This is a genomic window from Micromonospora sp. NPDC049175 (genome assembly GCF_043197345.1).
GTDB lineage: Bacteria > Actinomycetota > Actinomycetes > Mycobacteriales > Micromonosporaceae > Micromonospora.
Map to the genome: position 1 here is coordinate 1 of NZ_JBICSY010000012.1, position 24,564 is coordinate 24,564.

Sequence of the window (24,564 nt, forward strand, 5' to 3'; positions counted from 1 at the left end):
GCCGTCGGCACTGCCGAGGGGCTTGCCCAGCAGCAGGCGAACGTACTCCGACCCGATGAATCCGGCTCCGCCGGTGACGAGGATCCTCACGGGTCGGGAAGTGTACGCGAAGTTGGGTGCGCCAGGCGGGGCGCGACCCCCCCGCACATGGCGCTTCTGTGCCGCTAGGCTGCCCCGGTGCGTGGAATCCTACTTGCCGGCGGCACCGGTTCTCGGCTCTGGCCGATCACCCGTGCGGTCTCGAAGCAGCTGATGCCGGTCTTCGACAAGCCGATGGTCTACTACCCGCTCTCCACTCTGGTGATGTCCGGGGTGCGGGAGATCCTGGTGATCACGACTCCGGACGACCAGGACCAGTTCCGTCGGCTGCTCGGCGACGGCAGCCAGTTCGGGCTGCGGCTGGAGTACGTCAGCCAGGAGCGCCCGGAGGGCATCGCGCAGGCCTTCATCCTCGGTGCGGACTTCATCGGCGCGGAGTCGGTGGCGCTGATCCTCGGCGACAACATCTTCCACGGCGGTGGTCTCGGCCGGCAGCTCGCGGCCCACGGTGACCCGGTCGGTGGGCGGGTCTTCGCCTACCAGGTGGCCAACCCGCAGGAATACGGTGTCGTCGACTTCGACGACGCCGGTCGGGTGCTCTCGATCGAGGAGAAGCCGGCTCGGCCGAAGTCCCGCTACGCGGTGCCCGGCCTCTACTTCTACGACAACCGGGTGGTGGACATCGCCCGCAAGCTCACCCCGAGCGCCCGCGGCGAGCTGGAGATCACGGCCGTCAACGAGGTGTACCGGGAGACCGGGGAGCTGTCGGTGACGGTGCTGGATCGGGGCACCGCGTGGCTGGACACCGGCACGTTCGCCTCGATGATGCAGGCTGCCGAGTTCGTCCGGGTGGTCGAGGAGCGGCAGGGTCTGAAGATCGGTTGTGTCGAGGAGGTGGCCTGGCGGGCCGGCCTCATCGACGACGACCAGCTGCGCGCGTTGGCCACGCCGTTGACCAAGAGCGGTTACGGCGACTACCTGCTCGGTCTGCTCGCCGAGCCGAACGGCCGACACGGGGGGGCCTGGTGAAGATCCGGGAGCTGAGCATCGAGGGCGCCTGGGAGATCACCCCCCAGCAGCACGGCGACCCGCGCGGCATGTTCATGGAGTGGTACCGCTTCGACAAGCTCGCCGACGTGGTGGGGCACCCGCTGCGGCTGGCCCAGGCCAACCTGTCGGTCTCCGCCCGTGGCGTGGTGCGCGGCATCCACTTCGCCGACGTTCCGCCGGGGCAGGCCAAGTACGTGACCTGTGTGCGCGGGGCGGTCCTCGACGTGATCGTGGACCTGCGGGTGGGTTCGCCGACCTTCGGCCGCTGGGAGGGCGTCCGGCTGGACGACACCGACCGTCGGGCGGTCTACCTCAGCGAGGGGCTGGGGCACGGTTTCTGCGCGCTGAGCGACGACGCCACGTTGAGCTATCTCTGCTCGGCCAGCTACAACCCCACGGGTGAGCACGCGGTGCACCCGCTGGACGAGGAGTTGGGCATCGAGTGGCCCGCCGACGTCCCGCTGCTGTCCGCGCGGGACGACGCGGCGCCGACCCTCGCCCAGGCGCGCGAGAGCGGCCTGCTGCCGGAGTACGAGAGCTGCCGGCGGTTCGTGGCGAGCATCGGTCCGGACGGAATGTCGCACTCAACCGGTATGTGACCGCCCCCGGGGCACGACCTGTGGTGTGACAGTGACGAACGGGGCCTCCGGGCGGCTAATGTCACACCATGGAGCGGCGAATCTTCGGCCTCGAGACCGAGTACGGCGTCACCTGCACCTATCGCGGGCAGCGGCGGCTGTCCCCGGACGAGGTCGCGCGGTATCTGTTCCGTCGCGTGGTGTCCTGGGGTCGGTCGAGCAACGTCTTTCTGCGTAATGGAGCCCGGCTCTACCTGGACGTCGGGTCGCATCCGGAGTACGCGACACCGGAGTGCGACTCGGTGACCGATCTCGTCGCCCACGACCGGGCTGGCGAGCGGATCCTGGAGGGCCTGCTCGTCGACGCGGAGAAGCGGCTGCACGACGAGGGCATCGCGGGTGAGATCTACCTGTTCAAGAACAACACCGACTCGGCCGGTAACTCGTACGGCTGCCACGAGAACTACCTGGTCTCCCGGCACGGGGAGTTCGGCCGGCTCGCCGACGTACTCATCCCGTTCCTGGTCACCCGGCAGTTGATCTGCGGGGCCGGCAAGGTCCTGCAAACCCCGCGCGGCGCGGTCTACTGCCTGTCGCAGCGGGCCGAGCACATCTGGGAGGGCGTCTCCTCGGCGACCACCCGTAGCCGTCCGATCATCAACACCCGCGACGAGCCGCACGCCGACGCGGAGCGCTACCGGCGGCTGCACGTCATCGTCGGTGACTCCAACATGAACGAGGTCACCACGCTGCTCAAGGTCGGCACCGCCGACATCGTGCTGCGGATGATCGAGGCCGGGGTGGTGATGCGCGACCTGTCGCTGGAGAACCCGATCCGGGCGATCCGGGAGGTGTCCCACGACATCACCGGCCGGCGCAAGGTGCGGTTGGCCTCCGGCAAGGAGGTCAGTGCCCTGGACATCCAGCAGGAATACCTGTCCAAGGCCACCGAGTTCGTCGAGCGTCGCGGCGGCGACCAGGCCGCCAAGCGGGTCGTCGAGCTGTGGGGGCGGGTGTTGAGCGCGGTGGAGAGCGGCGACCTGGAGCCCGTCTCCCGGGAGATCGACTGGGTCAGCAAGCTGCGACTGATCGAGCGCTACCAGCGCAAGCACGACCTGCCGCTGTCGCACCCCCGGGTGGCGCAGATGGATCTGGCCTACCACGACGTGCGTCGCGGTCGCGGCCTCTACGGGCTGCTGGAGCGGCGTGGCGAGGTCGACCGGGTGGCCACCGACCCGGAGATCTTCGAGGCGAAGGAGACCCCACCGCAGACCACCCGGGCCCGGCTGCGCGGCGAGTTCATCCGGCACGCCCAGGAGAAGCGGCGGGACTTCACCGTCGACTGGGTGCACCTGAAGCTCAACGACCAGGCGCAGCGCACCGTGCTCTGCAAGGACCCGTTCCGGGCGTACGACGAGCGGGTGGAGCGGCTGATCGCCAGCATGTGACCGGTTGCCGGCCCCGGCGGTGTGCTGCGCCGACGGGGCCGGTCAGCCCGGCGCACGGAGCGGTTAAGCTGAGCGCGCCATGACGACTTCTGGACCTTCCGACCGCTCCGAGGGCGGCGCCGAGCGGCAGAACTGGGTCGAACGCCGGCGGGAGAAGATCCGCGCCGAGATCGACCGTAACCGGCGCGGCGACTACACGGTGCCGACGTGGGTGCTGGCCCTGGCCCTGGCGCTCATCGTGGGCGGCTGGCTAGCCCTGATCCTCCTGGCCTAACCCCCCACCCCACCCCCCGCGTCCCCCTCCCCGCGCCCCCAGCGCGCGTTGATCATGAGGTTATTGCCCTGACACGCCGAGGCGGCGGGCAATAACCTCATGATCAACGCCGAGGGGCCGGGGCCGGAGGCCGCGGGGCGGGGGGCGGTGGGGTGGGGTTAGGGGAGGAGGGTGGTGGCGTGGCGGCCTGCTGCGGCGGCGGCCAGGAAGTACGCGTGGTCGGCGTCGAGGCCTCGGCCCATCGTGGACAGCGGCACGGTGCTGGCGCGCAGCGCGGCGTCGAGGCCGGCGGTGGGCACCCGGACGATCCGGTGCCGGGCGGCGAGGGGAGCCAACGAGGCGTCCACCTCGGCCGCGAGGGCCGGGTCCAGGTCGTCGGGCACCACCAGTTCCGCCGGGGCGAGGGCCACCCGGCCGTACGCGGTGAGGCTGTGGTGGGACACGCCCCGGTGTCGGGGGCGGGGGTCGGCGGCGGAGATGCGCAGCGAGCCGACCGGCCGTCCGCCCAGTGTGGCGATCGCGTTGACCGCCTCGCCGACGGCGACACCGGAGAAGCCCCACCGGGTGCCGGTGCCCAGGTTGCCGGGCCCCTGGGCGACGATGGCCACGTCGGCGTCGAGCACGTAGCGGGCGGCGAGCAGGCCGCCGTGCAGGGTGGTCGCCTCCAGGTCACCGCCGAAGGCCTGCCCGACGGTGATCGTGCCGGCCAGGTCGGCGCGTAGCCCGGCGAGGGTGCGGGAGAACCAGGCCGGCAGGGCCCCGCCGTCGGTGAGCAGGTACGCCACCCGCGCCCGCGGGGCGTCGGCCCGGATGCCGGCCAGGATCGCCGGCAGCGCCGAGTGCAGGTCGGCGGTGACCACGGGCAGGCCGCCCAGGTCGTCCGCGTCGGCGAGCACCGCCCGGTGCGGGGAGGCCTCCTCGTCGACGCCGAGCAGGATCGGCTGCAGCGGGGTGTAGCGGGCCTTGACCAGGTGCCCGGCGTCGCGGGTGTCGCCGACCTCCGGCGGGTCCGGTGGCAGCCGGTCCGGCAGGGCCACCACCAGGGCGTACCCGCCGGTGCCCAACCCCATCAGCAGCGCGCCGGCGTTGAGCAGCACCCGGTCGCCGGGCTCGGGTGTGCCGACCAGTTCCGGGTAGGCAAGCGCCCGCATCCGCGTGCCGTCGGGCAGGTCGACGTCGAGTTCCACCGCCCCGGTCCACTGCCGTCGCAGCGTCGCCACCGTCCCCGTACGCCATCGCACCATGACGGGCACGCTAGCCGCGCGGGCCCGACGGCCCGCGCCCGGGTGCGGTGGCGGTGGCGGATCAGGTCGGTTCGGGGCCGCCGGCGTCCGGGGTCGGCCCGGCCTGGGTGTGTCGGGCGGTGCCGGTGGCCCCCGGCAGTGAGCGGGTGGGGTCGAGGAAGACGAAGCGGATCTCCGGGTACCGCTCGGTGAGCCGCCGTTCGGCCTGGTCGGCGGTGGCCTCGATCTGCGCGCCGGTGGCCTCGTCGCGGAAGTCGACCTTCGCGGCGACCAGGATGTCCTGCGGGCCGAGCTGCATGGTGAGCAGGGTGTCGATGCGCTCCACCTCGGGCAGCCCGGCCAGGTCCTGCTCGATCTCGTGGCGCAGCCGCTCGGGGACGGCCCGGCCGACGAGCAGCGACAGGTTGTTGCCGGCGAGGATCCCGGCGACCGTCAGCAGCAGCAGACCGATCAGGATCGACGCGACGCCGTCCCACACCTCGTCGCCGGTGGCGTGGGACAGGCCGACGCCGGCCCCGGCCAGCAGCAGGCCGATCAGCGCCGCGCTGTCCTCCAGGAAGACCGCCTTGACCGTGGTGTCCGCGGTCAGCCGCAGGAACCGCCGCGGCGTGGTCCCCCAGCGCCGCGACTCGCGGCGGACCTGCCGGACCGCCCGGGCCAGGGAGATCGACTCGATGACGAACGACACCGCCAGGACGATGTACGAGACCAGGTAGTCGCCGCTGTGCTCGTGCACCAGGATCGTGGTGACGCCGTGGGTGACGGCGAAACCGGCCCCGGCGACGAATGTGAACATCGCGGCGAAGAACGCCCAGACGTAGCTTTCCTTGCCGTACCCGAAGGGGTGTCGCTGGTCGGCCGGCCGGGCGCCCCGGCGCAGCGCCTGGAAGAGCAGCACCTCGGTGGTGGTGTCGGCGACCGAGTGGGCGGCTTCGGACAGCATGGCGGCCGATCCGGAGATCAGCCCGGCGATCAGTTTGGCGATCGCGATGGCGAGGTTGGCGACACCCGCGACGATCACCGTGCCGACGCTCTCGCTCTCCGGCCTGGCCTCCGCTTGCGACATGAGTGTCACCCTATGACCGCGAACGGCGAGGCGCTGGGGGAGGGCAGATCCGAACAAGTGTGCGGCACGCCCGCGCGGGTGCACGTCGCGGGCGTGTCGGCTGCTAGCGTCTACCGGGTGTCGCGGACCCGCACCGAACGCCTGGTCAACCTGGTGATCTGCCTCCTGTCCACGCGACGGTTCCTGACCGCCGCGCAGATCGCCGCGACCGTGCCCGGTTACGAGCACGACCCCGACGACGCGCGCGACCACGAAGCGTTCCAACGCAAGTTCGAGCGGGACAAGGCCGAGCTGCGCGAGTTGGGCGTGCCACTGGAGACGGGCACGGCCAGCGCCTTCGACGCCGAGCCCGGCTACCGCATCGCCCACCGCGAATACGCGCTGCCCGACATCCTGCTGGAGCCCGACGAGGCCGCCGCGGTGGGCATCGCCGCCCGCCTGTGGCAGCACGCCGGGCTGGCCGCCGCCGCGTCGTCCGGGCTGGCCAAGCTGCGCGCCGCCGGGGTGGACGTGGACCCGCAGGCCACCCTGGGCCTGGAGCCGATGGTCACCGTCGATCCGGCGTTCGCGCCGCTGACGGCCGCCGCCCGGGACCGCCGCGAGGTTGGTTTCGACTACCGGGTGCCCGACCGTGACGCGCCCAGCCGGCGGCGGCTGCAGCCCTGGGGCGTGGTCTGCTGGCGCGGCCGGTGGTATGTGGTCGGCCACGACCAGGACCGGGAGGCGACCCGCTGCTTCCGGCTGTCCCGTGTCGTCGGCGCGGTCCGGGTGACCGGCGCCCCCGGCGCGTACGAGCCGCCGGCCAACGTCGACCTGATCAGCCACGTGGCCCGCTGGTCCGGTCCGGTGGAGCGCACCGGTCGGGCCACCGTGCTGGCCGCGCCCGGCCGGGCCGCCGGGCTGCGCCGCTGGGCCGTGGAGGTGACCACCGGGCCGGACGGCGACCGGCTGGTCCTGCCGTACGCGGACCCGGACGGGCTGGCCGGGCACCTCGTCGGCTACGGCCCGGACGTGCGGGTGCTCGACCCACCGGAGGTCCGCGAGGCGGTCATCCAACGACTCAAGGAGATCGCCGTCCGGCACGACGAGCTGGCCGTCACCGGGGGTGCCCGGTGACCCGCCCGGCCGCCCGGGGCGGTTCCCGCGCGTCCGCCGACCGGCTGGCCCGCCTGCTCAACCTGGTGCCCTACCTGCTGGCCCGACCCGGCATCGAGATCGCCGAGGCGGCCGGTGACCTGGGTGTCACCGAGCGGCAGCTTCGGGAGGACCTGGAGCTGCTCTGGGTGTGTGGGCTGCCCGGCTACGGTCCCGGTGACCTGATCGACATGGCGTTCGACGGTGACCGGGTGACGATCACCTACGACGCCGGCATCGACCGGCCGCTGCGGCTCACCCCGGACGAGGCCCTCGCGCTGGTGGTGGCGTTGCGGATGCTCGCCGAGACGCCCGGGGTGGCCAACCGGGAGGCCGTCGAACGGGCCCTGGCGAAGATCGAGGACGCGGGCGACCTGGTGGGCGCGCCGGTGGCGGTCCGGCTGCCCGGCGACACCCCGCGGGTCGAGGCGCTGCGTGCCGCGGTGGAGGGCGGCCGGGCGCTGCGGATCACCTACTACACCGCCGCCCGGGACGAGACCACCGACCGCGTCATCGACCCACTGCGGATGCTGATGGTCGGCGGCCGGGCCTACGTGGAGGCGTGGTGCCGGCGCGCGGAGGCGGTCCGCCTGTTCCGGGCCGACCGGATCGACGCGATCACCGAGCTGGCCGAGCCGGCCACCGTCCCGCCGCAGGCCGTTCCGCACGACCTCACCGAGGGTGTCTTCCGCCCCTCGCCCGACCTGCCGCTGATCACGCTGCGCATCGGCCGCAGCGAGCGGTGGATCACCGAATATTATCCGTGCGAGCGGGTCGAGGCCGGTGACGGCGACCAGTGGCTGGTCTCCCTGCGGGTCACCGACCTCGGGTGGGCCCGCCGGTTCGTGCTCGGCCTCGGCCCGGACGCCGTCGTGGTCGCCCCGGCCGAGCTGGCCGATCAGGTACGCGCGGCGGCGGCCGCCGCGTTGGACGCCTACGCGGTGCCCGCCCCCACGGCCGTGCCCCGGCCGCCTGCCCTCGACGGGACAAGCGCGCCGTCGGGTGACCCGGCGGTGGCCGGCCGCACCCAGTAGGCTGACCGCCGTGCTGATCTGGATCGTGCTCGCGGTGGTGTTGCTCCCGCTCGTGGCGCTCGCGCTGGCGGTGCGCCCCGTGTTGACCCGGCTGCCTCGGCTTCGCCGCGCCGCGGTGGCGTTGCAGCGGCGGGCCGCCGAGGCCGAGGCGCTGCGGGAGACCGCCGAGGTGTTGCAGCAGCGCGCCGAGGATGTCCAACGCCAGCTCGACACCACGTCCCGGCGGCTCGCGGTGATCAAGGCCAAGCACGGCTGATCGACACCCGTCGAGCTGGTGCCCGGCGGCGGTTGACGATCATCGCGCGTTGGTCAAGACTTCACCCTTCGGGTCGAACCACCCCCACCCGGCGGGTGGCAGGCAGCCGATCCGCACGTACGATGGGCTGCGTACCACCCCTCGGACACAGAGCGACTGGAGCTTCTCATGGGTGCCCTCAAGCCGTGGCACATCGCTGTTCTCGTGGTTGTGCTGATCCTGCTCTTCGGTGCGAAGCGGCTTCCCGACGCGGCCCGTTCGCTGGGTCGGTCGCTGCGGATCATCAAGGCCGAGACCAAGAGCCTGCAGGAAGACGACCGCGACCTCGCCGAGAAGGCCGACGCGCAGGCCGGCTACCAGCCGCTGCCGCCGCAGGCGGGGCAGCAGGCACCGTACGCCGGGCAGCCGCAGCAGGCGCCGTACCAGCAGGCGCCGACGCAGCAGCCGGTCGTCGACCCGGTGCACCGCGTCCGCGACAACTGACCGAAGGGCCCCACCACCGTGGCCTTCGCACTGCGCAAACGCGGCCCGAGCACCTTCGAACGGGCCGCCGACGGCTCGATGACGCTCATCGAGCATGTCCGCGAGCTGCGCAACCGTCTGTTCCGCGCCTCCGTGGCGATCCTGATCGGCTTCGGCGTGGGTGTCTGGCTGCAGAAGCCGGTGCTGCACCTGCTCCAGCAGCCCTACTGCGACCTGGATCAGGCCCGATACATCAACGGCAAGTGCGAGTTCGTTCAGCTCGGGCCGGCCGACCTGTTCCTGCTCCAACTGAAAGTCGCGCTCTGGGTCGGGTTGATCGTGGCCGCGCCGATCTGGCTCTACCAGCTCTGGGCGTTCATCGCGCCCGGCCTGCACCGGCACGAGCGGCGCTACGCGTACTTCTTCACCGCCCTGGCGGCGCCGCTGTTCGCGGCCGGCGCGGTGCTGGCGTACTTCGTCACGGCCAAGGGCCTGGAGTTCCTGCTCAGCATCTCCGACAGCGAGATCAGCACGACGCTGGAGATCACCAAGTACATCTCCTTCGTCACCAACCTGATCCTGCTGTTCGGGGTGGCGTTCGAGTTCCCGCTGCTGGTGTTGATGCTCAACTTCGTGGGCATCACGAGCGCGAAGCGGTTGCTCAGCTGGTGGCGGGTGGCGATCTTCGTGTTCTTCGCGTTCTCCGCCGTGGTCACCCCCACCCCGGACCCGTTCGGGATGACCGCGCTCGCGATCTGCCTCTCGGCGCTCTACTTCGGCGCGGTGGGCATCGCGTTCCTCAACGACAGGCGGCGGGGGCGGGGCAAGGAGATCTACGCCGGCATCGACGACGACGAGGTGTCGCCGTTGGAGTTCGACGCGGACCCGGTCGTGGCCGGGCAGCGGGTCGACTCGGCCGCGCCGATCGGCGTACCCGAGCCGGTCGCCCCGCCGGCACCGATCGAGCGTCGCTACGACGACATGACCTGACGGCCTCGCGCCGCCCGGTTCGCCGACGCCGTCCCCGTTCCCCGGGGGCGGCGTCGCCGCGTTGCCCGGAAGGCGGCGTCGCCGCGTCACCCGCAGCGCCGGCGGCGAGCGCACCTGCCCCCGGTGAACGGCGGGTGTCCGACAGGTACGGTGCTGCCCGTGACCGCAGACGATCACCTGCCCGGCCCGCCAGCCGACGGCCCGGCCGACCGCGCACCGCTCGCCGACGGCCCGGCCGACCGCGCTCCGCTCGCCGACGGCCCGGCCGACCGGGCCCCGCTCGCCGACGGCCCCGTGGCGGTGCTCGCCAACCCGACCGCCGGTCGGGGGCGGCACCGGGCCCTGCTGCCCCGGCTGCTGGACGGGCTGGCGGCCGCCGGCCGACCGGTCCGTGTGCTGTCGGCGGCCAGTCCGGGCGAGGCGGAGGCGGCCTGCCGTGCCGCCGTCGCCGACGGCATCGGCGCGCTTGTCGCGATCGGTGGGGACGGCACCGTGCACCAGGCCATGCAGGCGGTCGCCGGCACCGACGTGCCGTTCGGTCCGGTGCCGGCGGGCACCGGCAACGACTTCGCCGTCGACACCGGTTTCCCCGCCGACCCGGTGGCGGCGGTGGACGTGATCGCGTCAGCGTTGCGGGCCGACCGGACCCACGTCGTCGACCTGGCCCGGATGACCGGGGTCGACGGCGCCGAGCGGTGGTTCGGGGCGGTCCTCGCGGCGGGGTTCGACGCGATCGTCAACGAGCGGGCCAACCGGATGAGCTGGCCGCGCGGCCCCCGCCGGTACGACCTGGCGATCCTGGTCGAGCTGGCCCGGCTGCGGCCCCGCCGCTACACGCTGCGCCTCGACGGGGTGCCGCACCACCTCGACGCGGTGCTGGTGGCGGTGGGCAACTGCCCGACGTACGGCGGCGGGATGCGGATCTGCCCCGCCGCCGACCCGACCGACGGGCTGCTGGACGTGGTGGTGGCGGGTCGGGTCAACCGCCGGACGCTGATCCGGGTGAAGCCGCGCATCTACCAGGGCACCCACGTGACCCACCCCCTGGTCACCAGCTACCGGGCCCGCACCGTGGAGTTGGCCGCCGACGGCATCGTCACGTACGCCGACGGGGAACGCTCCCTGGACCTGCCGGTGACGATCACCGCCGTTCCGGGCGCCCTGCGGCTGCTGCGCTGACCGTACCGCTCCGATGCTGGCCGCGATGACAAGCACGATGGCGGCGCACTCCAGCGGGGTGAGGGCCTGTCGCAGCACCAGCCACCCGGCGAGGGTGGCGGTGGCCGGGCCGAGGCTCATCAGCACCGCGAACGTGGCGGTCGGCATCCGTCGCAGCGCCAGCAGCTCCAGGGTGTAGGGCAGGCCGGAGGCGAGTACCGAGAGGGCGGTCCCGAGCGCCAGCACCGGCGGGTCGAGCAGGGCCGCGCCGCCGTCGATGATGCCCGGAGGCAGGGTGACGAGCGCGGCGAGGGTCAGCGCCAGGGCCAGCCCGTCCGCGCCCGGGAACCGGCCGCCGACCCGGGCGCTCAGCACGATGTACGCGGCCCACATGGCGCCGGCGCCGAACGCGAGGGCCACCCCGACCGGGTTGAGCCTGTCGAAGCCTCCCTGCCCGAGCAGCGCCACCCCGGCCACGGCGAGCCCCGCCCAGCCCCAAGCGGCCAGCCGCCGGGCGCTGAACACCGACAGCGCCAACGGGCCGAGCACCTCAAGCGTCACCGTCGGGCCCAGCGGGATGCGTTCGATGGCCTGGTAGAACAGCGAGTTCATGCCGGCCAGCGCCAGCCCGAACGCGCCCACCGCGAGCCAGGCCGACCGGTCGTGCCCGCGCAGTCGGGGCCGGCACACGACGAGCAGCAGCACCGCCGAGATGGTCAGCCGCAGGGTCACCGCACCGGCCACCCCGGTACGCGGGAAGAGCAGCGCGGCGACGGCGGACCCGAACTGCACCGACAGCGCCCCGCCGAGCACCAGCCCCACGGCGACGACGCCACCGTGCCGAGCCGGTGGCGTGTCGGCCGGCGGTGGCGTGGGCAGCGGCGTCTCGATCACGGGCACGACGGTAGGCCGTCCGCTTCGGCCACCTTGCGGCGGTATCCACCTGCCGACACGGCCGTTCCTGGTCGCCAACGCGGTGCTACCGGCGTACGGTGCCTGGTATGACCAGCGCGATGCGGAAGCTGTCGATCTCCGTGCCCCCCGACGTGGCGGAGCGCCTGGAGCGCGAGTCCAACGCCAGCGCCTACATCACCCAGGCCGTCCGCGACCGGATGCGGCTGGACGCGTTGGACGCGGAGTTGGCCCACCAGGGCATCACCATCACCGAGCAGGGTGTGGCCGAGGCGCGTGCCCGTCGTGCCGCCGTGGAGGCCGACTGGTCCCCGGAGCGCCGCGGCGCCCTTCGCGAGCGGGCCCGCCAGCACGCGCTGGACGCCGCCGCCGGCACGCTCGCACACCCGGCGGCGTGAGCTCCGAGGACGACCGCCCGGTCCGGCTCGTGCTGGATCGGTCGGCGCTGCTGGCGTACGTCGCGGGGTCGGTGCATGTCGGGGAGCCACTGCACGAGGTCATCCAGGACCGCAACAGGTTCGGCGTCACCGCCGTGACCGCGGCGGAGACGCTGGCGATCGTCAGCGACCCGAAGGAACGCGCGACCCTGCACCGGCTGCTGACCCTGGACGCCTGCGAGGTGCTCTCCACCGAGGGGCACTCCTGGCACGAACTCAGCTACTGGCGCACCGTGACGGGCCGTGCCGATCTGGCCACCACGGCGCTGGCCGTCCTCGAACACGACGCCTCGATCCTCACCGCGGAGGACCGGTACGGCGACGGCGCGCTACCGGTGATTCACATCCCCGACTGACGGCACGGAAACCGCGGGTCAGGCCGGCAGGGCGAGGTCGAGCACCGCGCCCAGCCCGTTCTCCCGACCCGGGTCGGCGGTGGGGAGCACAAGCACCGCGCAGCCGGCCGCCACCGCGCCCGCGTCCGCCGGGGTGTCGCCGACCATCAGCGTCTGCTCCGCGTCGACGCCGAGCATGCCGCAGGCCCGCCAGAAGATGGCCGGGTCGGGTTTGCAGCGCCCCACCTCGTAGGACAGCACGAACGCGTCGACCAGGTCGGTCAGCCCCCAGGCGTCGAAGTGCGGTCGTACGTCGAAGCCGATGTTGCTGACCACCGCCACGGGGACCCTGGCGGCGCGCAGTGCGGTCAGGGTGGGCGCGGTGTCCGGGTACGGCAACCAGCCCTCGGCGGTCAGCAGCCGCTCGTAGAGCGCGTCGGCGAAGCCCTCGATGCCCGCGTCGACGGTCTCGGCCAGCCCGGTGTACGCGCCCCGGTGGGCGTGTTGGTAGAGATCCCGGTCGGCCCACAGCTCGGCCAGCCGGGGTGGCACGCGTGCCGGCAGTGGCCCGCCGGCGCGCCCGGCGGTCAGCAGCCGGTCGGCGAGCGAGGTGGCCTTGACGCGGTCCAGGGTGACCCCGCACGCCGCCGCGGCCTCCAGCACCCACTGCCGGGGTTCCTCCACCTGCGCCAGGGTGCCGTGGAAGTCGAAGAGCACCGCCTTGACGGGCCGTCGGGACGCCCGGGGGGCGGCGGCCTCGGGGCTGCCCGGCGAACGAGTCTGGGGCGGTTGCGCATGGTCCGGCACGCCGTGCACCCTACCGACCGCCCCGGACGGCCCAACCGGACGGCCTTGTCGGGTGTCCACTCCCGGCACGCACTAATCTTGGTGCCATGTCGAGCCCCGCCGAGCGGTACGCAGCGGCGCGCCGCCGGGCCGCACAGGCCGCAGAGTTTCCGGCGTTGGACGAGTTCGCCCTCGATCTGGGGTTCGACCTCGACGACTTCCAGCGGGAGGCGTGTCAGTCACTGGAGCGGGGCAGCGGGGTGCTGGTCTGCGCCCCCACCGGGGCCGGTAAGACGGTGGTGGGGGAGTTCGCGGTCCACCTGGCGTTGCGCGGGCGGCCCGACGACCCGGCGCCCGGCGACGACCCGCCGGTCCGGCGCAAGTGCTTCTACACCACGCCGATCAAGGCGCTGTCCAACCAGAAGTACCACGACCTGGTCGCCCGCTACGGCGTCGAGCAGGTCGGCCTGTTGACCGGCGACAACGCGATAAACGGTGACGCGCCGGTGGTGGTGATGACCACCGAGGTGCTGCGCAACATGCTCTACGCGGGCTCCAGCACCCTGCAGGGGCTGGCGTACGTGGTGATGGACGAGGTGCACTACCTGGCCGACCGGTTCCGCGGCGGCGTGTGGGAAGAGGTGATCATCCACCTGCCCTCCTCGGTCACCCTCGTCTCGTTGTCGGCGACCGTGTCCAACGCCGAGGAGTTCGCCGACTGGCTGGTCACCGTGCGCGGCGAGACCGCGGTGGTGGTCAGCGAGCACCGACCGGTGCCGTTGTGGCAGCACATGCTTGTCGGCAAGCGGATGTTCGACCTGTTCCACGACGCGGACGCCGCCCGCAAGCACGACGTGCACCCGGAGTTGCTGCGCTACACCCGGGACCAGGTGCGCCGCCTGGAGCTGGGGGAGGGGCGCAGCGCCGGGCCGGGCTCCGGCCGGCGTGGCCCGCGCTGGCGCGGGCCGTTGCGCCCCGACATCGTCGACCGGCTGGACCGGGAGGGTCTGCTCCCGGCGATCCTGTTCATCTTCAGCCGGGCCGGATGCGCCGCCGCGGTGCAGCAGTGCCTCGCCGCCGGTCTGCGGCTCACCTCGCCCGACGAGCGGGCCGAGATCCGACGGGTGGTCGAGTCGCGGGTGACCGCGATCCCCAGCGAGGACCTGTCGGTGCTCGGCTACTGGGAGTGGCTCGACGGCTTGGAGCGCGGCCTGGCCGCCCACCATGCCGGCATGCTGCCGGTGTTCAAGGAGATCGTCGAGGAGCTGTTCGTCCGGGGTCTGGTCAAGGCGGTCTTCGCCACCGAGACCCTGGCGTTGGGCATCAACATGCCGGCCCGCTGCGTGGTGTTGGAGCGGCTGGTCAAGTACAACGGTGAGGCGCACGTCGACCTGACCCCGGGGGAGTACACGCAGCTCACCGGTCGGGCCGGCCGCCGGGGCATCGACGTGGAGGGGCACGCCGTCGTGGTGTGGTCCCCGGAGACCGACCCACGGCACGTGGCCGGGCTGGCGTCCACCCGCACGTACCCGCTGCGCTCCAGTTTCCGGCCGTCGTACAACATGGCGGTGAACCTGGTCGGCACGGTCGGCGCGGAGCCGGCTCGGGCGCTGCTGGAGTCCTCGTTCGCCCAGTTCCAGGCGGACCGGTCGGTGGTCGGCCTGGCCCGGCAGGTGCAGCGCAACACCGAGACCATCGAGGCGTACGGCGCGGAGGCCGCCTGCCACCACGGCGACTTCGACGAGTACTTCGCGCTGCGGGTGGCGATCGCGGACCGGGAGAGGGCGATCGCCCGGCAGGGGCAGACCCAGCGCAAGGCGGCCGCGGTGGCGTCGCTGGAGCGGCTGCGGATCGGCGACGTGATCCGGGTGCCGTCGGGCCGGCGGGCCGGCCTGGCCGTCGTGCTGGACCCGGCGACCGGCGGGTTCGGTGAGCCCCGGCCGCTGGTGCTCACCCAGGACCGGTGGGCCGGGCGGGTGAGCCCCGGCGACTTCACCACGCCGGCCGAGGTGCTGGCCCGGATCCGGGTGCCCAAGCACTTCAACCACCGTTCGCCGGGTGCCCGGCGGGACCTCGCCGCCGAGGTCAGCGGCACCGGCCTGGACCGGCACGGCGGCCGACGGGGTGGCCGTTCCCGACAGGCGGCCGGTGAGGATCACCAGATCGCCCAGCTCCGCACCGAGCTGCGGAACCACCCCTGCCACGCCTGCCCGGAGCGGGAGGACCACGCGCGCTGGGCGGAGCGCCGGCGGCGGCTGGAGCGCGACACCGAGGAGTTGCGCGAGCGGGTCTCCGGGCGGACCGGGTCCCTCGCGCGGACCTTCGACCGGATCGTGGCGCTGTTGACCGACCGCGGTTACCTCGCTCGCGACGGCGCGGTCACCGACGCCGGTCGGATGCTCGGTCGGATCTGGACCGAGGCGGATCTGCTGGTCGCCGAGTGCCTGCGCCGGGGGGTGTGGGACGGCCTGTCGCCGGCCGAGTTGGCCGCCGCGGTGTCGGTGGTGGTCTTCGAGGCGCGTCGCGACGTCGACGAGCGGGCGTCGTTGCCGCGGGGGCCGGTGGCCGACGCGGTGGACGAGACGGTGAAGCTCTGGGGCGAGATCGAGGCCGACGAGGCGACGCGGGGGCTGACCGCGACCCGGGAGCCGGATCTGGGCTTCGCCTGGCCCGTCTACCGGTGGGCCCGGGGCGAGGCGCTGGCCAAGGTGCTCGGCAGCGGTCACGAGATCGACGGCGAGATGCCCGCCGGTGACTTCGTCAGGTGGGCGCGTCAGGTGGTCGATCTGCTCGGTCAGCTTGCCGACTCCGGCGGCGCCTCGCCGGAGTTGCGCTCCACCGCCCGGCAGGCCATCGCGGCCGTCAACCGGGGTGTGTTGGCGTACCACACCACCGCCTGATCGTCACGCTCCGTAACGGTCATCGGCGAATCGACGCTTCGGACAGTCACCGCAACAGCACCCCCCGGATAGCTCGGGGGGCGCTGTTGCGCCTGATCACGCCACCCCTGATCATTGCCGAGCGCGCCTGTTAACGCGCCGGTAACGAACGGGGGAAGACCGCTGTGGCGGACATCAATCACTTTGAGTACGGGTGGATCACACCCGCGCTGAGCTACGCGCTGTCCGTGCTCGGTTCGGTCCTCGGACTGGTGTGCGCCGGGCGCATCCGTACCGCGCGCACGACCGGCCAGCGGGCCTGGTGGGGCCTGCTGGCGGCCTGGGCGCTGGGCGGCACCGCCATCTGGGCGATGCACTTCATGGCCATGTTGGGCTTCGCCGTCGAGGGCACCCGGATCCGCTACGACGTGCCGCTGACCGCTGCGAGCACGGCCATCGCGGTGGTGGCGGTCGGCATCGGCCTGGCCATCGTGGGCACCGGCCGGTTGAATCCGGTACGCCTGATCGGCGGCGGCATCTTCACCGGCGCCGGGGTCGCCTCCATGCACTACACCGGGATGGCGGCCATGCGCCTCAACGGCAGTCTCGGCTACGACACCGTCCGGGTCGTGCTCTCGGTGGTCATCGCCGTCGTGGCGTCCACCGTCGCGCTGTGGCTCGCCATGACCGTCCGCCGAGGGCTGGCGATCTTCGCCTCCGCGCTGGTCATGGGCATCGCCGTGAACGGCATGCACTTCACCGGGATGAGTGCCCTGTCGGTGCACCGGCACGAGCGTGTGGGCGGGGTGACCGGAGCCCAGGTGAGCACGCTGCTGGTACCGATCATGGTGGCGGTGATCTTCGGCGTGGTCGGCCTGCTCTACGCCCTGCTCGCCGCCCCGACCGACGACGACCGGGCCGCCGCGGCGTACCTGGCCGGGCGCCAGACCTCGGAGCCGGCGCCCGCGACGCCCGCCGTCGCACCGGACCCGGTCGGACTGCGCGCCCGCTCCTCCCTCGGTCAGCCGGGCACCCCGTTCCCGTCCCGCCGGGACACCCCACCCCGCTGAGGCGCGGGCTCGGGGTCAGGTCGGCGGACGGCCGGGCCGACTGCCGTCGATGCTGAGGGTGGCCAGCAGCCCGGGGTGGTCGGTGGCCCCGTGCATCGCCACCAACCTGCGGCAACAGAGGCCGACGTCGGTTGTCACCACGATGTGTTGCCGCGCGCCGTCGTCGATCCGCTGGTGACCCGGCGGCACACAGGAGCGGACATCGGGGTCGCCGCCCGCGCGGAGGTTGAGGTCGCCGCTGAGCAGGACCGGCGCGTGCCCGGTGCGCCGGCGGATCGCCGGCAGGATCGTGTCGAGCAGCTGGCGGCACTGGGCGAGCGCGACCGCGTAACCGGTGGCCGCCAGATGTGTGGTGCAGGCGAGCAGGACCGCGTCGACGTCGACGCAGAGCCAGGCTCGTTCCTCGGGATCCGCGAGGTCCTGCGTCGGATGGATCCCGCGGTACACGGCAGGCGCGGTGTCCGACGTCCGCACCCGGGCCAGCAGGCCCACGCCGTACGGTTGGCCGTCGCGGCACCTGGTGTCGCCCCCGCTGGGGCGGTCACCGGCGGCCTGGAACGCGGAGACGACCCGCCGCCCGGTGTGGACTGTCGCGAACACCCGCTCCAGGACGGCCACGTCGTCCTGGCAGATCTCGTTGAGGGTGACCAGATCGGGTGCCTCGGCGCTGATCACCTCGGTGGCCCGGGGCAGGGACCGGCCGGTGTAACAGCCGGCGCGGCCACTGTTGCAGAGGTTCATCTGCACCACCCGCAGGATCGTCGGCCCGGTGCGGTCCGTCGCAAGGCTCACCGGCGGCCCGGCGGGCAGTCCGGCGGCGGCGATCAGGCAGCCGACGGCCAGGGCGCGACGGAGAAGGCGGTGCGAGCGGCGGTCGGCCACGCGGGCTCCGGGTGCAGAGGGCGACGGTCTTCGCCAGGGTGCCCGTGATCCTACTGACGACCGGCCCGGGGGTACGCGCGGTGCGCGTACCCCCGGGGTAGCTCAGCGGGCGCGGACCGCGACGACCGTGTACGGCGTGGTCGGGGTCGGTGGCGTGGTGAAGCGGCCGTTGGGCAGGTACAGCCGGCCCCACGCCTCGGCGACGGTGGTGGGCACGTCGAAGTTCGGGTCGGTGATGGTGCCGGTGACCGTGCCCCTGGTGCCCGCGTGGTTCAGCGTGGCCACCGCGATCTGGTTGAGGCTGTTCTGTACGACGTAGAGGGTGCGCCCGCGCAGCAGCAGCCCGTCGCCGTTGGTGAAGGTGTATCCGGGCACGTCCACGACGGTGGTCGCGCCGGTTGCCTCCTCGACGCGGTACAGCGTCCCGGTGTTGGACTGGACGACGATCAGCGCACTGCCGTCCGGTGTGGTGGCGATGCCGTTGACGTTCACGCCGGTGCCGACCTGCTGGTACGCGCCGGTCAACGCGATCGTGGTGAACCCGTCGGCGGGCGGCAGCGCGCCACCCCGACCGAGCGGCAGCCGGTAGAGCACCGGCCGGTTCGAGTCGGTGAAGTACGCGGCGTCGCGGGTCAGGACGACGTCGTTGACGAAGGTCGGGGTGGTGGCGAACTGGTAGCGCGCCAGCACCTCGCCGGTGCGGGTGTCGAGCACGCGGGCGTCGCCGGCCGTGCCCCCGGCGACGAAGAGCCGGCCGCGTGGGTCGATCTTGAGGCCGAGGGACGGGGTGCCGGTGGCCGCGCCGATCGTCGTACCCCGGCCGGTGACCAGGTCGACGCGCTGGATGGCGCCGGTGGCGCGGGAGCCGAGGTAGGCGTACCGGCCGGCGGTGGCGATGCCCTCGGGTGCGAACCCGTCGGGCAGGGCGAGGACGGTGGGCAGCCGCCCCGCGGAGTGCGCCTGTGCGGGCGCGACGGCGACGCAGGTCAGCAGGGCGGCGCTCAGGGCGCCGCCGAGCGCGGCCCGGAGGGGTCGGTTCACTGTGCTCCTTCCGGGCGGACGGCGGCACGGGCCGACAGGTCCGCCACGATCACTGGGGCCAGGACCCTGCCACTGTACGACCGCTGCCGACCGCCCGCCCGGCGTCGCCGGCGCGGTCCTCGGGCGACCGCGCCGGCGACCCGGCGAGCTGGGCGGATCGTCAGGCGTTGCGGACCAGACGCCACCGGTTGTCGGCGCTGCCGTTGTCCGAATCCTGCACGGCCTGCGCACCCAGCGCGGTGGAGGCGTTCAGGATGCCGAGCAGCTTGTTGCTGTTGACGTTGCGGATCTTGTAGGTCCCGTCGCCGTTGTCGACGAGGATCCACCTGTGGTCGGCGGTGCCGTTGTCCGCCCACTGCAGGACCCGGGCGTTGTCGGCGGTGGACATGTTCTCCACACCGAGCACCTTGTTGCTGTTGGCGTTGCGGAACCGGACCGCGTTGCCGTCGGTCACGACCACCCAGTTGTGGTCGGCGGTGCCGCTGTCGCTCCACTGCACGGCCAGACCACCGTCGGCGGTGGACATGTTCTGGACACCGAGGACCAGCCCGGTGCCGACGTTGACCAGGCGGTAGCTGCCGGTGGGGCCGCCGCCGCTGCCGCTGGTGTTCCAGTAGACCGTGTAGTTGTAGCCGTGGGCGTCGTAGAAGGGGGCGAGGTTCACCGTGGACCCGTTGGCGGTGGCGGTGAACGCCAGCGAGCTGGTGCTGGTCCGGGTGATCGAGGAGACGGTGAGGGTGGGCAGGCTGCTCAGGGCCGTGTTGCCGTAGTTGCCGGCCAGCACCGTGGGGCCGTAGGTGACCGCGCCGACGTTGGCGTTGTCGTTGGCGGCCTTGACGGCGACCTGCATGGGCAGCCGCACGGTGATGGTGTCGCCCGCGGCCCAGGTGCGCGTGACGGTGGCGTAGGTGCCCGGGGTGGCGGTGACGTTCTCCACGGCGCCGTTGACGGAGATCGTCGCACCGCTGGTCCAGGACGGGATCCGCACCCGGATGCTCCAGGAGCCGCTCATCGAGCCGGACAGGGTCAGCGTGGTGGTGTCACTGACCGGGAAGCTCGTGGTCTGGGTGACCGTGATGCCGCGCTGCGTCCAGTCGAGCACCGACGGCGTGAACAGGTTCACGCTCAGCGTCGTGCCGTTGTAGAAGTAGATGGAGTCCATCAACCTCGTGTTGATCTCCAGGCCGGTGCCCTGGCAGCACCAGAACGAGTTGTAGTCGGTGCTCCAGGTGCCGCCACCCCACGCCGGGCCCACACCCCGACGGCCACCCGGCCGCAGCGGGGTGAAGTAGGTGATGTGGCCGCGGCTGTCGGCCGAGTTCTGTCCGCCGATCAGGTGGTTCATCAGCGCGCGCTCGTAGTAGTCGAAGTAGTCGGCCCGGTTCGGGTCGAGCAGCCACAGCTCCCGGGTCAGTTTGAGCATGTTGTACGTGTTGCACTGCTCGCACGTGTCGTTGGTGAGGTAGCCGGCGATCGCGTTGGGCGGCCGGAAGTGCTCGGCCTGGCTGTTGCCGCCGATGACGTAGGTGTGCGCGCCGACGGTGATGTTCCACGCGTTGCTGGCGATGCTCCGGTAACGGGTGGTCCCGGTGGCCTTGAACTCCCGGGCCGCGCCGATCCACTTGGGCACCTGCGTGTTGGCGTGCTTGCCGTTGAGCTGGTCCTGGCCGGAGGCCAGCGGGTCGAAGATGCCGGCGTGGTCGAACCGCTGTGCGGTGGCGAGCCACCGGCTGTCGCCGGTCTGCTGGTAGATGTCGGCGAGCACGTCGTTCATGCCGCCGAACTCGGTGCCCAGCATCGACTGCATCTGGCTGTAGCTGAGCCGCGACGTGCGGGTGTCGACCCAGCCCGCCAGCGACAGCAGCACCGTACGGGCCTGCGTGTTGCCGATGTAGCGCCAGACGTCGAGCAGCCCGGCGAGGGTCTTGTGGATGCAGTAGTAGGGCACGTTGCCGTTGGACAGCGTCCGTGCCTCGAGGGCGTTGAAGTCGGACTCGGGGAAGCCGGAGAGGTAGCCCGCGCCGAACCCGGCGGCGCCGTTGTTCGCCTGGCACTTGGCCAGCTCGGCGACCATGTAGTTGGCCTTGTCCCGGCAGGTGGTGTCGCCCAGCACCGCGTACGCGTACGCCCACGCGCTCAGGAAGTGGCCCTGCATGTGGGTCCGGAACGGGAAGTTCGGCGCGTCCCAGCCCCCGTTGGTGGCGGCGCCGTTGGTGGACAGCCGGTGGTTGGCCCGGAAGTTGTAGAGCATCCGGTCGACGTCGACGAACCGCAGGTAGTTGAGCGTCCGCGACTGGTTGTCCATCCAGCGGCCGGAGGTCAGCCGCACCTGACCGAGGTCGAACGCGTACGCCGAGACGCCGATGTCCGCCCGGGCCGGCGGAACCACGGCGGCCGAGGCGCTGCCGCCGACGAGGGTGGAGCCGGCCGCGGAGACCACCGCGGTGGCTCCGGCGGCCTGAAGGAGGTGGCGGCGGCTGAGGGGCAGGGGTGGCATGGGAACCTCCAGGAAATTCGGTACGGGGGACGGTGCGCTACGGGGTGGCGTGCTGGTGGTCGGCGGCGCTCGAGCTGCCGCGGTGCGCGTCGGTGCTGGCGGTCGCCGGCGCGGCGTGGACGGCGCTCGGAAGGCTCGGTGCGCTGCTGGCGGTGGCAGCGGTGGACCGCGCGCTCTGGGCGAACGTGCGTCGAGTCAGCGGCACGGTAGGCGACCTTTCCGAGGCGCGGGACGGGTGGTGGGGGCCACCCGAGCGGTGGTCGGGGGCCGGCTGAGCGGCGGCGCATCGATGGCGGCGGGTCGTCAGCGGAAACACGCACGACTGTTGTGGTGACTGTGGAACTGTTGTCGCCGTGGACGCGACGGGCTGCCCGGAGGCCTATCGCGGCACATCGATGTGATCGCTAACATAGTTGGTCGTTAACACGCCCGCAACCCCCGAGTGCGTCGCGCCGACCGCCCTGGCGCGTCGATGCGACGGCAGCACGCCGTGACCCCTGGTCGGCGGCGGTCGATGGGTGCGCCGATGGTCCGGAATGGACGCGGATGGGGCTTCTGGCCACCACAAGATAACAGCGCGTAACGGGCAGCCATCGTCGAGGACCGATTGGCACCCCGTTGACGTCGGCCGCACGGCTCAGTACCTTGCATCGTAAATCTTGGATGTCGTCCTCGCTACATCCTCGCGGCGAGGTCGTTACGACGGGCCCTCCGCATCGCCCAAAAGTCCAGGTCACATGCCGAGCAGGGCATCGACGAAGACCTGTTAGCGCTAACACGGTTGCCGCCCGTGCTCCTTCGTACGCGCACGGTGCAGCCCCTTACACAGGCAACCCGGGTGGCGGTGACTCGTCGACTCGACGCGGACCTCGCGCACAGCGCACTCTCTCCGGGAGTAATCGTGAAGGTGAGAACTCGAAGCACCACCCCCACCACCCCCAGGCTCAGGCGCGCCATCGCCTGGCTGGCGAGCCTCGTCTGCGTCGTCGCACTGGTCCCCGCCAGTGCCGCGAAGGCGGACAATCCGATCGTCCAGCACGTCTACACCGCTGATCCGGCGCCGATGGTGCACAACGGTCGGGTGTACCTGTACACGGGTCACGACGAGGACGGGTCGACGTACTTCACCATGCGTGACTGGCGGGTGTTCTCGTCGGCGGACATGGTGAACTGGACCGATCACGGGTCGCCGATGAGTCTGGCGACGTTCGCGTGGGCGGATGCCAACGCGTGGGCGGGTCACGTGGTCGCGCGCAACGGGAAGTTCTACTGGTACGTGCCGGTGCGGCAGCGCTCGAACGGGCAGATGGTCATCGGCGTCGGCGTGGCGGACTCCCCGACCGGGCCGTTCCGGGACGCCCTCGGCCGCCCGTTGGTGGGCAACAACGAGATCGATCCGAACGTGTTCATCGACGATGACGGGCAGGCGTACCTGTACTGGGGTAACCCGGGCCTGTGGTACGTGCGGTTGAACGCGGACATGATCTCCTACTCGGGCAGCGCGACGCGGATTCCGTTGACGACCGCGGGTTTCGGCACGCGGACGGGGAACGCGTCCCGGCCGACCCTGTACGAGGAGGGGCCGTGGGTGTTCAAGCGCAACGGGTTGTACTACAACGTGTTCGCGGCGGAGTGTTGCTCGGAGTTCATCGGTTACTCGACGGCTCCCGGCCCGACCGGGCCGTGGACGTACCGCGGGACGATCATGCCGCGGCAGGGTGCGAGTTTCACCAATCACGCCGGGGTCGTCGACTTCAACGGTGGGTCCTACTTCTTCTACCACAACGGGGCGTTGCCCGGCGGTAGTGGTTACACCAGGTCGGTGGCCGTGGAGAAGTTCTCCTACACCTCCGCCGGGATGTTCCCGACGATCACGATGAGCACGACGGGGGCGCCGCAGGTGGGGACGCTCAACCCGTACGTGCGCCAGGAGGCCGAGACGATCGCGTGGGGCTCCGGGATCGAGACCGAGGTGTCCAGCGAGGGCGGTATGAACGTCGGGTGGATCGAGAACGGCGACTACGTCAAGGTCAAGGGCGTCGCGTTCGGCGCGGGGGCGACGTCGTTCACGGCCCGGGTCGCCTCGGGCACCAGCGGTGGGCGCATCGAGGTCCGCCTCGACAGCGCCACCGGCCCGGTGGTCGGCACCTGCACCGTGGGCGGCACCGGTGGCTGGCAGGCCTGGACCAGCACCACCTGCGCGGTCAACGGCGCCACCGGCACCCACGACCTGTACCTCCGCTTCGCCGGCGGCAGCGGCAACCTGTTGAACATCAACTGGTGGCAGTTCACCGGCACCGGCGGCAGCGCCACCGTGCTCACCAACGGTGACGTGGAGAACGGCACGACGGGCTGGGGTGTGCACGGCAGCGGAACGCTCTCCCGGAACACCGCCGTCGCCCACGGCGGCGGCGGGTCGCTGTCGATCACCGGCCGGACCGGGGCGTGGAACGGCCCCAGCCAGGACGTGACCTCGAAGCTCACCAACGGCAAGAGCTACACCACGAACGTCTGGGTACGGGCGCAGAGCGGCACGCCGTCGGCCAAGGCGACCCTGTCGCTGACCGCGAACGGCACCACGAACTACGTCCAGCTCACCCCGGCCGTGGGGGTGAACGTCAACGGCTGGACCCTGCTCACCGGCACGACGACCGTGTCGTGGAGCGGCACGCTGTCCAGCGCGATCTTCTACGTCGAGACGGCGGCGGGCACCGACAGCCTCCTCGTCGACGACGCCTCGTTCCAGTGACGTGTGCTGCCGGAGCCGTCCGCGGACGGCTCCGGCAGCACCGGGCGCCCGGCGCCACGACCGGAGCAGCCCGCCACCCGGTGGCGGATCGTTACGACTTGACGAACGGCATGTTATCGCTCACAGTCGATGGTTGAGGGCGGCCGCACCTGTGGTTCACCGGGCGAGCCTGTGGGCCGCACCTCGGAGCGTGACGTCCGCCCAGGGCATGCCGGACGTCGTGTCGGGGTCTCCCACCACCGG

The 24,564-nt window shown here is 72.2% G+C and carries 24 protein-coding genes and 1 pseudogene; 17 read left to right on the forward strand and 8 right to left on the reverse strand.

Annotated features, from left to right (window positions below):
* The coding region (locus ACGFH8_RS31630) for an NAD-dependent epimerase/dehydratase family protein (RefSeq protein WP_387204081.1) at positions 1–90 on the reverse strand (90 nt) is incomplete at its 3' end.
* 87 nt (positions 91–177) lie between these two features.
* Between ACGFH8_RS31630 and rfbA the strand changes: the two genes are divergently transcribed.
* From rfbA to ACGFH8_RS31650, 4 genes are all read left to right on the forward strand, one after another.
* Positions 178–1,068 (forward strand): glucose-1-phosphate thymidylyltransferase RfbA, encoded by an 891-nt coding sequence (rfbA, locus tag ACGFH8_RS31635; RefSeq protein WP_393374458.1) that lies wholly within the window; start codon positions 178–180, stop codon positions 1,066–1,068.
* Positions 1,065–1,688 (forward strand): dTDP-4-dehydrorhamnose 3,5-epimerase, encoded by a 624-nt coding sequence (gene rfbC, locus ACGFH8_RS31640; RefSeq protein WP_393374460.1) that lies wholly within the window; start codon positions 1,065–1,067, stop codon positions 1,686–1,688. Before rfbA ends, rfbC begins: the two co-directional genes overlap by 4 nt.
* A 68-nt stretch (positions 1,689–1,756) precedes the next feature.
* On the forward strand, positions 1,757–3,115 hold the full coding sequence (gene pafA / locus ACGFH8_RS31645; protein WP_363689441.1) for a Pup--protein ligase: 1,359 nt from the start codon (positions 1,757–1,759) through the stop codon (positions 3,113–3,115).
* Positions 3,116–3,194: 79 nt separating this feature from the next.
* Positions 3,195–3,389 (forward strand): hypothetical protein, encoded by a 195-nt coding sequence (locus ACGFH8_RS31650; RefSeq protein WP_393374463.1) that lies wholly within the window; start codon positions 3,195–3,197, stop codon positions 3,387–3,389.
* Positions 3,390–3,547: 158 nt separating this feature from the next.
* Here the strand turns inward: ACGFH8_RS31650 and ACGFH8_RS31655 are convergent, their stop codons facing one another.
* Together ACGFH8_RS31655 and ACGFH8_RS31660 are read right to left on the reverse strand one after the other, a co-directional pair.
* Positions 3,548–4,633 carry a DUF3866 family protein gene (locus tag ACGFH8_RS31655; RefSeq protein WP_393374466.1) on the reverse strand — a complete coding sequence of 362 codons (1,086 nt, stop codon included), beginning with the start codon at positions 4,631–4,633 and terminating at the stop codon, positions 3,548–3,550.
* A gap of 61 nt (positions 4,634–4,694) precedes the next feature.
* The gene (locus tag ACGFH8_RS31660; RefSeq protein ID WP_393374468.1) at positions 4,695–5,699 is read right to left on the reverse strand and encodes a cation diffusion facilitator family transporter; all 1,005 of its coding nucleotides are present in this window, start codon (positions 5,697–5,699) and stop codon (positions 4,695–4,697) included.
* Between the two features lie 117 nt (positions 5,700–5,816).
* On the opposite strand from ACGFH8_RS31660, the gene ACGFH8_RS31665 reads away from it, so the two are divergent.
* The 6 genes from ACGFH8_RS31665 to ACGFH8_RS31690 all read left to right on the forward strand — a co-directional run bounded on the left by ACGFH8_RS31665 (position 5,817) and on the right by ACGFH8_RS31690 (position 10,754).
* Positions 5,817–6,815: a helix-turn-helix transcriptional regulator gene (locus tag ACGFH8_RS31665; protein WP_393374470.1), complete on the forward strand. Its 999-nt coding sequence runs from the start codon at positions 5,817–5,819 to the stop codon at positions 6,813–6,815.
* Positions 6,812–7,867, forward strand: a complete 1,056-nt coding sequence (locus tag ACGFH8_RS31670; protein ID WP_393374472.1) for a helix-turn-helix transcriptional regulator — start codon at positions 6,812–6,814, stop codon at positions 7,865–7,867. The genes ACGFH8_RS31665 and ACGFH8_RS31670 overlap by 4 nt, the downstream gene beginning before the upstream one ends.
* A gap of 10 nt (positions 7,868–7,877) precedes the next feature.
* Positions 7,878–8,123: a hypothetical protein gene (locus tag ACGFH8_RS31675; protein ID WP_393374474.1), complete on the forward strand. Its 246-nt coding sequence runs from the start codon at positions 7,878–7,880 to the stop codon at positions 8,121–8,123.
* A gap of 168 nt (positions 8,124–8,291) precedes the next feature.
* Positions 8,292–8,606, forward strand: a complete 315-nt coding sequence (gene tatA / locus ACGFH8_RS31680; protein ID WP_393374477.1) for a Sec-independent protein translocase subunit TatA — start codon at positions 8,292–8,294, stop codon at positions 8,604–8,606.
* An 18-nt stretch (positions 8,607–8,624) separates the two neighbouring features.
* Positions 8,625–9,575, forward strand: coding sequence for a twin-arginine translocase subunit TatC (tatC, locus tag ACGFH8_RS31685; RefSeq protein ID WP_393374480.1), 951 nt, complete (start codon positions 8,625–8,627; stop codon positions 9,573–9,575).
* A gap of 294 nt (positions 9,576–9,869) precedes the next feature.
* On the forward strand, positions 9,870–10,754 hold the full coding sequence (locus ACGFH8_RS31690; protein WP_393374852.1) for a diacylglycerol kinase family protein: 885 nt from the start codon (positions 9,870–9,872) through the stop codon (positions 10,752–10,754).
* A 69-nt stretch (positions 10,755–10,823) separates the two neighbouring features.
* On the opposite strand, the pseudogene ACGFH8_RS31695 reads toward ACGFH8_RS31690, so the two are convergent.
* A pseudogene (locus ACGFH8_RS31695) lies at positions 10,824–11,126 on the reverse strand (EamA family transporter); the annotation flags it as partial.
* On the opposite strand from ACGFH8_RS31695, the gene ACGFH8_RS31700 reads away from it, so the two are divergent.
* From ACGFH8_RS31700 to ACGFH8_RS31710, 3 genes are all read left to right on the forward strand, one after another.
* Entirely contained in the window at positions 11,029–11,331 is a 303-nt protein-coding gene (locus ACGFH8_RS31700) for a hypothetical protein (RefSeq protein ID WP_393374870.1), read from the forward strand. The pseudogene ACGFH8_RS31695 and the gene ACGFH8_RS31700 overlap by 98 nt on opposite strands.
* A 403-nt stretch (positions 11,332–11,734) precedes the next feature.
* Positions 11,735–12,043, forward strand: a complete 309-nt coding sequence (locus tag ACGFH8_RS31705) for a hypothetical protein (protein WP_393374482.1) — start codon at positions 11,735–11,737, stop codon at positions 12,041–12,043.
* Positions 12,040–12,438 (forward strand): PIN domain-containing protein, encoded by a 399-nt coding sequence (locus tag ACGFH8_RS31710; protein WP_393374484.1) that lies wholly within the window; start codon positions 12,040–12,042, stop codon positions 12,436–12,438. The genes ACGFH8_RS31705 and ACGFH8_RS31710 overlap by 4 nt, the downstream gene beginning before the upstream one ends.
* 18 nt (positions 12,439–12,456) lie before the next feature.
* On the opposite strand, the gene ACGFH8_RS31715 is transcribed toward ACGFH8_RS31710, so the two are convergent.
* Positions 12,457–13,224, reverse strand: a complete 768-nt coding sequence (locus ACGFH8_RS31715) for an HAD family hydrolase (RefSeq protein ID WP_393374487.1) — start codon at positions 13,222–13,224, stop codon at positions 12,457–12,459.
* An 86-nt stretch (positions 13,225–13,310) separates the two neighbouring features.
* Between ACGFH8_RS31715 and ACGFH8_RS31720 the strand changes: the two genes are divergently transcribed.
* Positions 13,311–16,103 (forward strand): DEAD/DEAH box helicase, encoded by a 2,793-nt coding sequence (locus ACGFH8_RS31720; RefSeq protein ID WP_393374489.1) that lies wholly within the window; start codon positions 13,311–13,313, stop codon positions 16,101–16,103.
* Between the two features lie 164 nt (positions 16,104–16,267).
* Entirely contained in the window at positions 16,268–17,152 is an 885-nt protein-coding gene (locus tag ACGFH8_RS31725) for an MHYT domain-containing protein (protein ID WP_393374491.1), read from the forward strand.
* A 15-nt stretch (positions 17,153–17,167) separates the two neighbouring features.
* On the opposite strand, the gene ACGFH8_RS31730 is transcribed toward ACGFH8_RS31725, so the two are convergent.
* The 3 genes from ACGFH8_RS31730 to ACGFH8_RS31740 form a co-directional block, all read right to left on the reverse strand.
* Positions 17,168–18,034 (reverse strand): endonuclease/exonuclease/phosphatase family protein, encoded by an 867-nt coding sequence (locus ACGFH8_RS31730; protein WP_393374494.1) that lies wholly within the window; start codon positions 18,032–18,034, stop codon positions 17,168–17,170.
* Between the two features lie 102 nt (positions 18,035–18,136).
* Positions 18,137–19,075 carry an SMP-30/gluconolactonase/LRE family protein gene (locus ACGFH8_RS31735; protein ID WP_393374496.1) on the reverse strand — a complete coding sequence of 313 codons (939 nt, stop codon included), beginning with the start codon at positions 19,073–19,075 and terminating at the stop codon, positions 18,137–18,139.
* Positions 19,076–19,235: 160 nt separating this feature from the next.
* A complete protein-coding gene (locus tag ACGFH8_RS31740; protein ID WP_393374498.1) occupies positions 19,236–21,572 on the reverse strand; it encodes a beta-L-arabinofuranosidase domain-containing protein in 2,337 nt (778 codons plus the stop codon).
* On the opposite strand from ACGFH8_RS31740, the gene ACGFH8_RS31745 reads away from it, so the two are divergent.
* Positions 21,566–21,847, forward strand: a complete 282-nt coding sequence (locus ACGFH8_RS31745) for a hypothetical protein (RefSeq protein WP_393374501.1) — start codon at positions 21,566–21,568, stop codon at positions 21,845–21,847. The genes ACGFH8_RS31740 and ACGFH8_RS31745 overlap by 7 nt on opposite strands.
* A 626-nt stretch (positions 21,848–22,473) precedes the next feature.
* On the forward strand, positions 22,474–24,321 hold the full coding sequence (locus ACGFH8_RS31750) for a family 43 glycosylhydrolase (protein ID WP_393374504.1): 1,848 nt from the start codon (positions 22,474–22,476) through the stop codon (positions 24,319–24,321).
* Positions 24,322–24,564: the final 243 nt, after the last annotated feature.

Bases quoted from the DNA above. Each gene is read 5' to 3' on its own strand.
- ACGFH8_RS31660 (WP_393374468.1), bottom strand. From the start codon at position 5,699: ATGTCGCAAGCGGAGGCCAGGCCGGAGAGCGAGAGCGTCGGCACGGTG.
- ACGFH8_RS31650 (WP_393374463.1), top strand. From the start codon at position 3,195: ATGACGACTTCTGGACCTTCCGACCGCTCCGAGGGCGGCGCCGAGCGG.
- tatA (WP_393374477.1), top strand. From the start codon at position 8,292: ATGGGTGCCCTCAAGCCGTGGCACATCGCTGTTCTCGTGGTTGTGCTG.
- ACGFH8_RS31655 (WP_393374466.1), bottom strand. From the start codon at position 4,633: ATGGTGCGATGGCGTACGGGGACGGTGGCGACGCTGCGACGGCAGTGG.
- ACGFH8_RS31705 (WP_393374482.1), top strand. From the start codon at position 11,735: ATGACCAGCGCGATGCGGAAGCTGTCGATCTCCGTGCCCCCCGACGTG.
- ACGFH8_RS31740 (WP_393374498.1), bottom strand. From the start codon at position 21,572: ATGCCACCCCTGCCCCTCAGCCGCCGCCACCTCCTTCAGGCCGCCGGA.
- pafA (WP_363689441.1), top strand. From the start codon at position 1,757: ATGGAGCGGCGAATCTTCGGCCTCGAGACCGAGTACGGCGTCACCTGC.
- ACGFH8_RS31720 (WP_393374489.1), top strand. From the start codon at position 13,311: ATGTCGAGCCCCGCCGAGCGGTACGCAGCGGCGCGCCGCCGGGCCGCA.